The 11405-nt window shown below is 57.9% G+C and carries 15 protein-coding genes and 1 tRNA gene; 7 read left to right on the top strand and 9 right to left on the bottom strand.

The window, feature by feature from the left end:
- Positions 1-2: 2 nt before the first annotated feature.
- Positions 3-806 carry a phosphodiesterase gene (locus FE702_RS01175; protein WP_186826950.1) on the top strand — a complete coding sequence of 268 codons (804 nt, stop codon included), beginning with the start codon at positions 3-5 and terminating at the stop codon, positions 804-806.
- Positions 807-882: 76 nt separating this feature from the next.
- On the top strand, positions 883-2724 hold the full coding sequence (locus FE702_RS01170; RefSeq protein WP_147124382.1) for a M3 family oligoendopeptidase: 1842 nt from the start codon (positions 883-885) through the stop codon (positions 2722-2724).
- 31 nt (positions 2725-2755) lie between these two features.
- Here FE702_RS01170 and FE702_RS01165 read toward each other — a convergent pair whose 3' ends face one another.
- The 4 genes from FE702_RS01165 to FE702_RS01150 form a co-directional block, all read right to left on the bottom strand.
- Positions 2756-3055, bottom strand: coding sequence for a DUF4389 domain-containing protein (locus FE702_RS01165; RefSeq protein WP_147124381.1), 300 nt, complete (start codon positions 3053-3055; stop codon positions 2756-2758).
- 10 nt (positions 3056-3065) lie between these two features.
- Complete coding sequence (locus tag FE702_RS01160) at positions 3066-4046, bottom strand: Gfo/Idh/MocA family protein (protein ID WP_147124380.1); 981 nt, start codon at positions 4044-4046, stop codon at positions 3066-3068.
- A 338-nt stretch (positions 4047-4384) separates the two neighbouring features.
- Positions 4385-5281 carry an RNA polymerase sigma factor RpoH gene (gene rpoH, locus FE702_RS01155; RefSeq protein WP_147124379.1) on the bottom strand — a complete coding sequence of 299 codons (897 nt, stop codon included), beginning with the start codon at positions 5279-5281 and terminating at the stop codon, positions 4385-4387.
- Positions 5282-5459: 178 nt separating this feature from the next.
- Positions 5460-6488 carry an RluA family pseudouridine synthase gene (locus FE702_RS01150; protein ID WP_147124378.1) on the bottom strand — a complete coding sequence of 343 codons (1029 nt, stop codon included), beginning with the start codon at positions 6486-6488 and terminating at the stop codon, positions 5460-5462.
- On the opposite strand from FE702_RS01150, the gene FE702_RS01145 reads away from it, so the two are divergent.
- Together FE702_RS01145 and FE702_RS01140 are read left to right on the top strand one after the other, a co-directional pair.
- The gene (locus tag FE702_RS01145) at positions 6487-6813 is read left to right on the top strand and encodes a DUF6476 family protein (RefSeq protein WP_147124377.1); all 327 of its coding nucleotides are present in this window, start codon (positions 6487-6489) and stop codon (positions 6811-6813) included. The two genes, FE702_RS01150 and FE702_RS01145, sit on opposite strands and share 2 nt — an antisense overlap.
- A 139-nt stretch (positions 6814-6952) precedes the next feature.
- A complete protein-coding gene (locus FE702_RS01140) occupies positions 6953-7750 on the top strand; it encodes a ChaN family lipoprotein (RefSeq protein ID WP_147124376.1) in 798 nt (265 codons plus the stop codon).
- An 87-nt stretch (positions 7751-7837) separates the two neighbouring features.
- On the opposite strand, the gene FE702_RS01135 is transcribed toward FE702_RS01140, so the two are convergent.
- From FE702_RS01135 to FE702_RS18960, 3 genes are all read right to left on the bottom strand, one after another.
- Positions 7838-7914, bottom strand: a tRNA-His gene (locus tag FE702_RS01135).
- 57 nt (positions 7915-7971) lie between these two features.
- Complete coding sequence (locus FE702_RS18965) at positions 7972-8205, bottom strand: GNAT family N-acetyltransferase (RefSeq protein WP_346722090.1); 234 nt, start codon at positions 8203-8205, stop codon at positions 7972-7974.
- 15 nt (positions 8206-8220) lie between these two features.
- On the bottom strand, positions 8221-8454 hold the full coding sequence (locus FE702_RS18960; RefSeq protein WP_346722087.1) for a hypothetical protein: 234 nt from the start codon (positions 8452-8454) through the stop codon (positions 8221-8223).
- A 72-nt stretch (positions 8455-8526) separates the two neighbouring features.
- Here FE702_RS18960 and FE702_RS01125 point away from each other — a divergent pair, with 72 nt between their 5' ends.
- Positions 8527-8718 (top strand): DUF6324 family protein, encoded by a 192-nt coding sequence (locus tag FE702_RS01125; RefSeq protein WP_147124375.1) that lies wholly within the window; start codon positions 8527-8529, stop codon positions 8716-8718.
- A 58-nt stretch (positions 8719-8776) separates the two neighbouring features.
- On the opposite strand, the gene FE702_RS01120 is transcribed toward FE702_RS01125, so the two are convergent.
- Both FE702_RS01120 and FE702_RS01115 read right to left on the bottom strand, forming a co-directional pair.
- Positions 8777-9238: an MmcB family DNA repair protein gene (locus FE702_RS01120; RefSeq protein WP_147124374.1), complete on the bottom strand. Its 462-nt coding sequence runs from the start codon at positions 9236-9238 to the stop codon at positions 8777-8779.
- Positions 9239-9273: 35 nt separating this feature from the next.
- A complete protein-coding gene (locus tag FE702_RS01115) occupies positions 9274-9762 on the bottom strand; it encodes an autoinducer binding domain-containing protein (RefSeq protein ID WP_255449540.1) in 489 nt (162 codons plus the stop codon).
- Between the two features lie 58 nt (positions 9763-9820).
- Here FE702_RS01115 and FE702_RS01110 point away from each other — a divergent pair, with 58 nt between their 5' ends.
- Complete coding sequence (locus tag FE702_RS01110) at positions 9821-10498, top strand: helix-turn-helix transcriptional regulator (protein ID WP_147124373.1); 678 nt, start codon at positions 9821-9823, stop codon at positions 10496-10498.
- Between the two features lie 139 nt (positions 10499-10637).
- The gene (locus FE702_RS01105; RefSeq protein ID WP_147124372.1) at positions 10638-11246 is read left to right on the top strand and encodes an acyl-homoserine-lactone synthase; all 609 of its coding nucleotides are present in this window, start codon (positions 10638-10640) and stop codon (positions 11244-11246) included.
- The last annotated feature ends 159 nt before the right edge of the window (positions 11247-11405 follow it).

Here is an 11405-nt window from a genome sequence, read left to right as displayed (position 1 = left end):
ACGTGGAAAAGATACTGGTCCTGACCGACCCGCATATCGTTCCGGACGGTCAAAGGATTATCGGCATTGACCCCGCCCAGCGACTTGAGGACGCCTTGTCCCACGCGTTGAGGACCCATCCCGACGCTTCATGTTTGGTTTTGACCGGCGACCTGACGCATCACGGGACGGCTGAGGAATACAAGCGGCTGGCCGCCATTTTGGCCAAAGTTCCGATCCCCGTACACATGACGCTTGGCAATCATGATCGAAGGGCAACGTTTTACGAGGTTTTTCCGTCTGCGGCAAAGCAAGACGGGTTTGCCAACGCCATCGTTCCGCTCAAGGACGCAACGCTGGTCTTGCTCGACACTTTGGACGATCCGCAGACGCGCGCACGGGCGCACATAGGATATGTCTGCGACACCCGTCTACGCTGGCTCGAACGGACGCTTGCCCAGCATGAGCGCGTGATCCTTGCCATGCATCATCACCCTGCCCCGGTGCATTTTCCAGGAATGGACCGGATTGCGCTCGAAAACGGGCAAGAGGTTCTCGACATCGCGCGCCGCTCTGGCGCAGTCGCACAGATGATCTTTGGCCATATCCATCGTACGATTTCTGGGCAGATGGGCGGCATCCCATTTTCTGTCTTCAAGAGCCCAGCGCATCAGATGCCGATGGACATGCAAGGCACCAAATCGTCCAGCAGCGTCGCAGAGCCGGGGGCCTATGGCATCATCTGCGTTGCTGCTGACAGCATCGTCGTCCACACAGAGGATTTCGATCTCAACTCAGCCATCCACGAAGATTCGCACTCCGCGTAGCGCAATCCGCGACCCGATGGGTTGAGACTGCCCCAACCGCGGCATAGCTATCGGGGAACGATTGAAAGGACACCTCATGTTGCCCACGCCCAAACACCTCCCTGTATTCGACGCCAATGCCTCTGCCGGGGCCGCTGCTGGCGGCGATGGGCTTGGCAATTTGCCGGAATGGGACCTGAGCGATCTTTATACGGCGCCCGACGCGCCAGAGTTCGGGAAGGACATGACCTGGCTTGAAGGCGAATGCGCAGCCTTTGCCGCCGATTACCAAGGCAAGCTCGCCGATCTATCGGCGGATGACATGCTGAAAGCCGTGCAACGCTACGAGGAGATCGACATCGTCGGTGGCCGCCTGATGTCCTACGCAGGTCTGCGCTACTATCAGATGACGACTGACGCAGACCGCGCCAAATTCATGGCCGACGCGCAGGATCGGATGACCAACGCCACGACGCCGCTGGTGTTCTACACATTGGAATTCAATCGTCTGAGCGATGATCATCTTGGCGGTCTTCTTGATCAGAATGCTAAACTTGCCCGTTACAAGCCTGTGTTCGACCGCCTGCGCGCGATGAAACCGCACCAGTTGTCGGACGAGCTGGAACAATTCCTGCACGACCAGTCGACCGTTGGCGCAGCCGCGTGGAACCGCCTGTTCGACGAAACAATCGCCGGGCTGGAATTCGACGTCGACGGTGAGCCGATGGGGATCGAAGCGACGCTGAACTTGATGTCCGAGCAAGACCGCGACCGCCGCGAAGCGGGTGCGCGCGCGCTGGCCGAAACCTTTGGCGAAAATGTCAAATTGTTTGCCCGCGTCCACAACACGCTGGCCAAAGAAAAGGAGATCGAGGACCGCTGGCGCAAAATGCCAACACCTCAGACAGGACGCCATCTGGCCAACCATGTCGAACCGGAGGTCGTCGAGGCGCTGCGCGACGCGGTGGTCAAAGCCTATCCGCGCCTGTCGCACCGGTATTACGCCCTGAAAGCCAAATGGCTGGGGTTGGACACGTTAGAAGTCTGGGACCGCAACGCGCCGCTTCCCGTGGAAGACAACAAGGTGATCGGATGGGCCGATGCCGAAAAGACGGTGATGGAGGCTTACGCCGCCTTCGATCCGCGGATGGCCGACCTTGCCGAGCCGTTCTTCAAGAAAGGCTGGATCGACGCAGGCGTGAAGCCCGGTAAAGCGCCCGGTGCCTTTGCACACCCGACCGTCACAACGGCACATCCATACGTCATGCTGAATTATCTCGGTAAACAGCGCGATGTGATGACACTGGCGCATGAATTGGGCCATGGCGTGCATCAGGTTCTGGCCGCCGGTCAGGGGGAACTTCTGTCATCTACGCCGCTGACTCTGGCGGAAACGGCGTCTGTCTTTGGCGAGATGCTGACCTTCCGCAAACTGCTGGACGGGGCCAAGTCTGATCAGGAACGCAAGGTGCTGCTGGCTGGCAAGGTCGAAGACATGATCAACACGGTTGTCCGCCAGATCGCGTTCTATGACTTTGAATGCAAACTGCACGCCGCCCGCGCCGAAGGTGAACTCACGCCGGAAGACATCAATGCGCTATGGATGTCGGTGCAAGCCGAGAGCCTTGGACCGGTGTTCAACTTCATGGACGGGTACGAAACCTTCTGGGCCTACATCCCGCACTTCGTCCATTCACCCTTCTACGTCTACGCCTATGCGTTTGGTGACGGCCTCGTGAATGCACTCTACGCGGTGTACGAAGAGGGCGATGCAGACTTCCAAGAGAAGTATTTCGACATGCTGAAAGCTGGTGGGTCAAAGCACCATAAAGACCTGCTTGCCCCCTTTGGTCTTGATGCCTCTGATCCCGCTTTCTGGGACAAAGGCCTGAGCATGATCGAAGGCTTCATCGACCAGTTGGAAGCAATGGAAGATTAAACGCTTGGCGCGGCGGCCATGTGTCGCCGCGCTAATCCAACTCGGTCCAAGGCCAGGGTTTCACATCGCTGGCCGCAGTCTGATAGCGGGCTGCTTTGGCCACCCAGATGCCCAGATCCGTACCAAAGTCAGCAATCCGCTGGTTCGGCTCGCCCTGATTGATCAGCATGATGACAAATTGCAGCACGGTCAGAATGCCCAAGACGGTATTTGCAAAGCTCAGCATCAGCCAAATGATCAGCATGTAGATCAGCCGTAGAAACAGGCTTTCATTGCTGTCATCCCCGCGTGGCGGGTTCAGTTCGAATGCGTCCTTGTCATCTTGGCTCATGGGATCCAGCCTAACCGTCCAACGGTGTGGCAATGGCCAGCACCTCATCAATCATCTGCTGCGTCCCGCGCGAGAATTCAAGCGGACAGGGGTAAGGCTCTCCTGACCGGATTGATGCGCAAAAGGCCTCGACTTGCGTCTTGTATTGCTGCGCGGCAGGGAACCGTTCAACGCGAAGTCCCTGACCGGGTTGGTGAATTTCGATGCGCGCCTCGCCAAAGTTCTGCGGGTTGAACGGGGCGGTCAACCGCATCAAACCTTCTGTTCCGTGAAACTCCATCGCCTGATGCAGATGCATCCTGGTTGAAACATAGGCGGAATAGGTTGGACCATCGGCAAAGCGCGCCTGTATGTCAGCAAAGGTGTCATAGCCATTTTCGAACCGCACCCGCGCGTGCTCAACGGTGGGGTCCGCGCCCATCACAAAGCGGGCCGAGCCAAAGATATAGACACCAATATCGCGCAATCCGCCCCCGGCTTCTGGTTGGTTGCGGATGTTTCCGGGGTCCGCGCTGTTATCATAGGTGAACGCCCCGGTGATATGCCGAACCTCTCCGATCCCACCATCCGCTACCAATTGGCGTGCGCGCTGCCATTGTGGGTGATGCACGATCATGTAGGCCTCAGCGGCCAGCAACCCGCTGGCATCGCGCGCCGCGATGATCTGATCAACCTCTTCCACCGTCATGCCAATGGGCTTTTCTGTCAGGACATGTTTGCCAGCGGCCAGTGCCTTGAGCGTCCACTCGGCATGCAGGTGATGCGGGAGCGGAATGTAGACGGCGTCGATATCACTCGCGGCCAGCAGCTCGTCGTAACTGCTCTCGGCCCGGCATCCGGGAGCGAACTCTTGAAACGGTGCAACCTTTTGTGGGGATCGTGAGGCCACAGCCACAAGCTCCGCACCACGTGCAGCGTGAATCGCAGGCCCCATATGCTCACGCGCGAATTTGGCCGCCCCCAGGATGCCCCACCTTAGTGTCCCGATCATCTCATTCCCCCCGTCATTGCACTCAGCCTTTGGCTCGGAGCCGCCGTCACATGGGAAGGAGGCCCGAAGTCGCCGCAGGGATCAAGCAAAATTGCCGAGGGTCCGCACCGACCTGTCGGTGTCGATGCGGCCATTTTACTGGATCGCTGGGGGGGCTTCGGGCAGACCGGACATGGGATGTCGGCTCCGAGCTCTTTGGCTTGGTGAGACCAGAATATCCCCGAAACAAAAAACGCCGCCAAAGGCGGCGTCCCCTCGGGTCACAGCCAGCGAAGCTGGCGAAGAGGGAGGTGGGAGGGCCCGACCCGAACGGAATGATCGGAGCGGGCCATGGGGTCTTATGCGTTGGCCAGCATGCCCTTTTCACGGGCAAGTTCGCGCATTTTCTTTTGCAGCTTCTCGAAAGCGCGCACTTCGATTTGGCGGATGCGCTCGCGGCTGACGTCGTATTGGCCGGACAGTTCTTCAAGCGTAACGACTTGATCCTGCAAACGGCGCTGCATCAGGATGTCTTTCTCGCGGTCGTTCAACACTGACATGGCCTCAGCCAAAAGCTCCCGGCGCGCGTCCAACTCGTCCTTCGCCTCATAGTCGCTGGCCTGATCGGCGTCTTCGTCCTCAAGCCAGTCCTGCCATTGCGTTGCGCTGTCACCGTCAGTGCCCACCATAGCGTTAAGCGAAGCGTCACCACCAGACAAACGGCGGTTCATGCTGATGACTTCGGTTTCCGTCACGCCCAGATCAGTCGCGATCTTCTCGACGTGCTCGGGCCGCAGGTCACCGTCCTCAAGCGCGCCGATGCGGCTCTTGGCTTTGCGCAGGTTGAAAAATAGCTTCTTCTGCGCCGAGGTCGTGCCCAGCTTAACAAGGCTCCAAGACCGCAGGATGTATTCTTGAATGGACGCGCGGATCCACCACATCGCATAGGTCGCGAGGCGGAACCCCTTCTCAGGGTCAAAGCGTTTCACGGCCTGCATGAGACCAACATTGGCTTCGGAAATCACTTCAGCCTGTGGAAGCCCGTAGCCGCGATAGCCCATCGCGATTTTAGCCGCCAAACGCAGGTGAGATGTCACCATCTTGTGCGCCGATGCGCTGTCTTCGTTTTCGACCCATGCTTTGGCCAGCATGTATTCCTCTTCAGGTTCCAGCATCGGAAATTTGCGGATTTCCTGAAGATAGCGGTTCAGCCCGCCTTCGGGTGAGGGTGCGGGAAGGTTTGCATAATTTGCCATGGTGTCCCCCTAATGAACAAACTCTGGGCCTATGTTTAGCCCGTTAACATCGGATATGGGAAACTGAACCCACCGGTTCAAGTCCCAAGGCTGCAAAATCATCTGCGCCTGACTGTTATTGATAAAATCGTCGGTCTCAGGCGATAGTTCCACGCCGCTCACGCGCATGTGCTGTGCGTTACGAAACCTGACGTAAAACACCGATCAAATGCGCCATATCCGCCGGCATCGGTGCTGAAAACTGTAACATTTGCCCGGTAATCGGGTGTTCAAAGCCCAACGTGGCAGCATGCAACGCTTGCCGATCAAAGGCTTGAACGGCTGAAATCATGTCAGGCGACAGAGACTTGGCCGCAAGTTTGCGTTTGCCACCATAGACCGGGTCCCCGATCAAACCATGGCCGGCATACGCCAAATGAACACGGATCTGGTGCGTGCGCCCGGTTTCCAAACGACACTCGACAAGGCTCAGCGCGCCGGGCGCTCCAAACACCTCTTGCAGTTGGGCGCGGGTGACGGCGTGGCGACCGGCGTCGAACAGGACCGCCTGCCTTTGACGATCTGTTTTGTGACGCGCCAGATGCGTGGTTATTTTTAGAGTGTTTCCCGGCTCAAAACTGATCCCGCGCAATCCGCGCAGACGCGGGTCACCGGCATCTGGAACACCATAGACCACGGCCAGATATCGGCGTTCCGCACTGTGTGCTTCGAATTGTGCGGCCAGACCGTGATGGGCCGCATCTGATTTGGCCACAACAAGAAGCCCGGACGTATCCTTGTCGATCCGGTGCACAATGCCGGGCCGCTGCACGCCACCAATGCCAGAAAGGCTATCGCCGCAATGTGCGAGCAAGGCGTTGACCAAGGTGCCATTCGGTGTCCCCGGTGCGGGATGTACGACCATGCCCGCCGGTTTGTTGACGACGATCAGGTCGGCATCCTCGTGGACGACATCCAATGCGATGTCCTGAGCAACCGTGTCCAACTGCGCAGCCTCTGGAACGGCGATGGTAATCACACTGCCTTCGTCGACCTTTCCTTTTTGGTCGGTGACGATCTTGCCATCGACGGCGACTGCGCCGTCAGAGATCAAGCGTACGAGGCGCGAACGTGACAGCGCAGCTTCGTCTGGCACATCGCGCGCCAAGGCTTTATCCAAACGCGCAGGCGGCGCTGCGCCAATCTGAAAGGTCACGACCGTGGACATGAATTCCTCTTCGGACAAATCGCCGGAACCGTTTGAAGAACCGGCAAACCTGCGGTTTCTAAGACGGCTGGTGACGGTGCTGACCGCCACCATGATTATCGGGGTCATAACCATCGTTGGCCTGCTTGTCATGCGGCTAAACACGCCGATCGCCGCGGATCGGGCTACGGAGTTCTCAGCAACCGAAATCGCGGTTCCTGCAGGAGCGGTGGTAACAGCCGTGACGCGCACCGAAAACGAGGTCCTTGTCGTGACAGAAGATCGACGTCTTCTGATGTTCGACAGGTCGGGACAGACGCTCTTACGTGAGATCCCGCTTGATTGACGGCCCCACGCAGTCTGCGTGCTTAACCGAAAGGGCCGCTTGCCTTGCAACGTTCGTCTGCGTGCCGTTTCAGACCCTGCCTGATGCGGAAAAGGGCATGTGACTGGCCAGCCGTGATCGACACGCTACTGTTTTATGCATGACATGGAAAACCTGCATTCTCGCATCAGTCACTGCCCTTTGGCCAATGGGCGTCGTGGCAGAAACGCTGCCCACGGATCAAGACATTTATCTATTAGGCGAAGTCCACGACAATCCGCGCCATCACCTTGGGCAAGCGGCCATGATCGAAGAAATCCAGCCAAAGGCGGTGGTCTTCGAACAACTTAGCCCGCGCGGCGCGCAGATCGCGAATACCACGCCTCGCGACGATCTGACCGCATTGGGCGAGGCCATGAACTGGGACGAAAGCGGCTGGCCTCCGTTTCGGATGTATGCCGTCATCTTTGACGTCATGGGCGATACTCCTGCTGTGGGAATGGCCAGTCCGTTTGGCAAAGCCCGTGAAGCATTTGCGAGCGGTGCTGCCGCGACGTTTGGTGCTGGCGCAGAGCAATTCGGTCTGACGACGTCGCTGGATGGCACAGAACAAGCCGCGCGCGAACAACTACAGTATGATGCCCATTGCGCAGCGATGCCTCTCGAAATGATGCCTGGCATGGTCGAAGCGCAACGCTACCGGGATGCCGCCTTTGCCCAGACCATCATCCAAGCGGTCGAGACCTATGGCAGCCCGGTCGCCGTGATATTGGGCAATGGACATGCGAGGACAGACTGGGCCGTGCCGCGCTTTCTCGAACGCGTCTCACCGGACTTAGAGGTGTTCTCTGTGGGTTTCGTCGAGATTGGTGCGCCTGACCTGCCCTTTGACCTCCAGATTCCAACCGAGGCGCCGGATCGAGGAGATCCCTGCGCGGCGCTTGCCCCGAAAACCTGAGTTGCAGCATGGAAGCTGTCCGAAAGGACGGCATGCGGACGCGGACACGGGTAGGCCTGCTTAGATTGGCAGCGCTGGAAGGAATGGTGGTACCACCTCCCCGGCTCGAACGGGGGACCTCCTGATCCACAATCAGGCGCTCTAACCAACTGAGCTAAGGCGGCACGCGAGGTGGCATGTAGCAGAGCCACCTTCAGATGTGCAAGGGGCTTTGCGCATGGCTAAAGCTGTTTCAGCCATGTTTGTTCGATCAAATCCTGACCAAAGCTGTGGACTGGGCGCGCCGCTACAAGATCGAAGCCATGCGTGCGGTAAAGATGGCCTGCCGCTCGGTGGCTTTCATGGGTCCAAAGGGTCATTTTGCGGTACCCTGCGTCTCGCGCAAAGGCGCAGCACGTGTTCAACAACAGCTTACCGACCCCCTGTCCCCGAAGGACAGAGGAGACAAAGAACAGCCTGAGTTTTGCGGTTTAGTCATCCAGCGCGACGCAAAAAATCGATCCTGCACGCGCGCCATCCATGTCGACAATCCAGCCGCGTTCTCGCGTTGGATCATGGGCGTCTACAAAGTCGTTCAGGATCGAACGCACCAACGACCCGAAGCTGTCATCAAACCCGTCATTTTCTGCGTAATGCGCGGCATGCGCCTCAACCAGCCAATCCAGATCATCTGATCGAAATGCGCGAAGTGTAACTTTGCTCATGAGGCTAGTCTGATGCAGAGGGCTTGCGGTGCAAGGGGCCTCTGGCCTATCTGCGGTGAAAAGGAGCATCCCATGGGCATCAACACAGAACGCGATATCGAGGCAAACCTGCAAATTGGTCCGACTGATCTGGGCATGGTCCGGTTGTTTATCGAAGCGACCAACGGTCTTGAGATTCCAATGGACTTTGCCCCAGACGAAGCCCGCGAGATCGCAGAAGAGATTTTGGCCGCCGCCAAGGTGGCCGAAGGCGTGAAGCGCTAGGGCCTGCCTTACTTTTCATTGCCAGCACTGACTGACCGCCGTGACGGCCCTGCCGCGACTATCCCCAGACCAAACTGAGTTCAGGATCGCGGGCCGCATGTGACCGCAAGGCGGCGTGGCGTGCAAATTTCTGGATCATCACCTTGCGTCTTGCCGGCGCCAGTTTGGTTTCCGGTCCCATCCTGATGATTTCGGCATCATAGGCGTCCGCAATCATTAACCCCGTATCATCGGGCAAAAGCTCGGTCGGGAATGCCTCATCAACGGCCCAGAAATACCTGTCACACCACTCCAGATACCCCTGCCATTTCTGATCCGAAGCAAAATCCGCACGGCTGGATTTGCATTCGACAATCCAGACCTCACCCTTCGGGCCCAACGCCATAACGTCCACGCGCTTTCCGGATGTGGGTGTCAATTCCTCGACCGTGACGAAATCATAGCCCAGCAAGTGCCGACACACGCCCCGCGCCAAGAGCTGGCCGGGTTTCAACGCTCGTGATGTTGCCAAATCGTTCATGCGTCAATCATGAACGATACGTGAACAAATGCAAGTTAATACGGTTGGGTTGCCCCTACGGACAGCCGACGCAAGGCAGCGTTGTCTTCTTCGTTCAGCCTCTCTGCATCGCGAGTCAGGGCATGGATTTCGCCAACCAGGCCCGTCAGCTCTGCGATCTCGTCGTCAGAAAACTCGCGGTCCTCACGGGCAAATCCGCATACCGAGCGCGAGCCTTCTTCATTGATGGCAATCGCCACGCCAAAACGCAGACCATGCTCTGCAGCGGCCTGCAATACGCCAGCGGGATCGTTCGGTGCAAAGACCGACCATCGCGCTGCACCTGTATTGGCAAGCCCCCAAGCAACAACGGGGTCGCGCATGACAAGCGAATTCTGGGTATAATAGGCCGTCCATTCTGCGCTGTAGGTCTGCAAGAGAAATGCAGGCGACGTGAACTTGAAATGAAGCGCGAGCGCGCAGCCTTGGGGCGCACACTCGGAAATGCGTTCCATGATCGAAACGACGCTTTCGGGGGTTTTCATGCCTGTGGCTCACATTCCTGAATTGTGACGCTGGTCCAAACGCTGTTCGAACTATACCATGCTACTTAAGGCTGTCGAGCATTCGCCCGGCAGTTGCAAGTTGCAAACCTCCGATAGGACAGCCGACACCGTGACCGACCAAGGGTTAAGACAGCAATTGGAAGAGATTGCCCCCGCCGGCCACTATGTCGCCATCCGGATCGGCTTTGCCTTTCCCGTCTACGAAGAGAACGGTCTACCCACGGAGTGGGTCGAGCTTTATACCGCTGACGGGCTCATGCTGCGCGATCCGATTGTCAATTGGATGTACGGCAATGTCGGCGTCATTCGGTGGAGCGCGCTGGACGCCCCTGATCCAAACGCAGTGCTGAAAATGGCCCGGCAACATGGGCTCGTCTACGGTGCGGTGGCGTGTTGCATGGACCCTGCAACTGCCGAGCGCAGCTATGGATCTTTTGCCCGCGCGGATCGTGAGTTTACCGATCAAGAGTTGCGACGCCTTGAGACCATCGTGAAGTCTCAACACACTGCGCGCCGCCGCCCCGCCAGCCTGACCCAGGCCGAGTCTGAGGCGCTGCGTCACGTCCGTGACGGATTGCGGTTCAAGGAAATTGCGTTCTTGCTCGGTATCTCCGAAAGCGCCGTGAAGGCGCGATTGACCAATGCCAAGCGCAAGCTGAATGCCAAGACATCAGTTCAGGCGGTATCTATTGCGACGACTTTCAGTCTGATCTGATCCGCCCTCCTCAAAACAACCATAAATCCTTCATCTTCCACCGCGCCGAGACCTGCTCTGCGCGTTTCATAATTCACGCTTAAGGCAAATACAAATCCATTAACTCTCGTTAAAGTTGTATCTCCAAGAGGAGAAAACAATGGAACTGATCACTTTCAATTTGTCGTCCGCGCACCTCTGTGGGACCGCGTTTCACGACTTTCTGGCGCTCCGCAAACGCCATTTCGTAGACACTTTGAATTGGGACATCCCACATGATGATGCGGTCGAGATGGACCAATACGATACGCCGTTGGCATGGTATTCGTGCGTAAGGCTCAAAGATAAGATCATCGGCGGCGCCCGGATTATGCCGACAAACGCGCGCTGGGGCGCGCATGGCTATATGCTGGGGGACGCGTATCAGGGTCGCATTCCCGGTATCCCGCGAACCGCCCTGCCCCACATGATCCAAAAACGCAGCGTCTGGGAATGCACGCGGCTTGTGATCGACCCGTCTCTGGCTGACCCGACCGCGCGATCCTTTTGCCTGGAACTGATTTGCAACGGGCTGGTTGGCATCGCGCAATCCCATGGGGCAAGCGAACTGATCACTCTCACCCGGCTGCCGCTCATGCGCACGCTGCGCGGTCTTGGGTTCGACGTCTCACTGATCGGTCGACCCTATGTGTCAGAGGAAGACAGGCACACCTATGCCGTCATGGGCATGCCGGCGATCATGAGCAGACCTGCCCTTGCCGCTGAATAAAAGCGAAAGTGAACTGCCGGTTTTTTTGAAATAACGGCAGTCTACCCATCCATCCCGGCGATCCGCTTGCCAAGTGGTTGAGCGACACCTATGTGGACGCTTGGCGGGTGCTGCCCTTCTCGTGACGGCTAAATTCCGGTGGCCTTAAGCAAATCCGAG

The organism is Shimia ponticola (assembly GCF_007995215.1).
In the GTDB taxonomy this organism is placed as follows: domain Bacteria; phylum Pseudomonadota; class Alphaproteobacteria; order Rhodobacterales; family Rhodobacteraceae; genus Shimia_B; species Shimia_B ponticola.
Note: the sequence above shows the minus strand (reverse complement) of the source record. Positions and strands in the feature narration are given on the sequence as shown.

Excerpts from the sequence above, each read along its gene's own strand:
- FE702_RS01170 (WP_147124382.1), top strand. The coding sequence starts at position 883 with ATGTTGCCCACGCCCAAACACCTCCCTGTATTCGACGCCAATGCCTCT.
- FE702_RS01165 (WP_147124381.1), bottom strand. The coding sequence starts at position 3,055 with ATGAGCCAAGATGACAAGGACGCATTCGAACTGAACCCGCCACGCGGG.
- FE702_RS01160 (WP_147124380.1), bottom strand. The coding sequence starts at position 4,046 with ATGATCGGGACACTAAGGTGGGGCATCCTGGGGGCGGCCAAATTCGCG.
- rpoH (WP_147124379.1), bottom strand. The coding sequence starts at position 5,281 with ATGGCAAATTATGCAAACCTTCCCGCACCCTCACCCGAAGGCGGGCTG.
- FE702_RS01145 (WP_147124377.1), top strand. The coding sequence starts at position 6,487 with ATGAATTCCTCTTCGGACAAATCGCCGGAACCGTTTGAAGAACCGGCA.
- FE702_RS01150 (WP_147124378.1), bottom strand. The coding sequence starts at position 6,488 with ATGTCCACGGTCGTGACCTTTCAGATTGGCGCAGCGCCGCCTGCGCGT.
- FE702_RS01140 (WP_147124376.1), top strand. The coding sequence starts at position 6,953 with ATGACATGGAAAACCTGCATTCTCGCATCAGTCACTGCCCTTTGGCCA.
- FE702_RS18960 (WP_346722087.1), bottom strand. The coding sequence starts at position 8,454 with ATGAGCAAAGTTACACTTCGCGCATTTCGATCAGATGATCTGGATTGG.
- FE702_RS01125 (WP_147124375.1), top strand. The coding sequence starts at position 8,527 with ATGGGCATCAACACAGAACGCGATATCGAGGCAAACCTGCAAATTGGT.
- FE702_RS01120 (WP_147124374.1), bottom strand. The coding sequence starts at position 9,238 with ATGAACGATTTGGCAACATCACGAGCGTTGAAACCCGGCCAGCTCTTG.
- FE702_RS01115 (WP_255449540.1), bottom strand. The coding sequence starts at position 9,762 with ATGAAAACCCCCGAAAGCGTCGTTTCGATCATGGAACGCATTTCCGAG.
- FE702_RS01110 (WP_147124373.1), top strand. The coding sequence starts at position 9,821 with ATGCTACTTAAGGCTGTCGAGCATTCGCCCGGCAGTTGCAAGTTGCAA.
- FE702_RS01105 (WP_147124372.1), top strand. The coding sequence starts at position 10,638 with ATGGAACTGATCACTTTCAATTTGTCGTCCGCGCACCTCTGTGGGACC.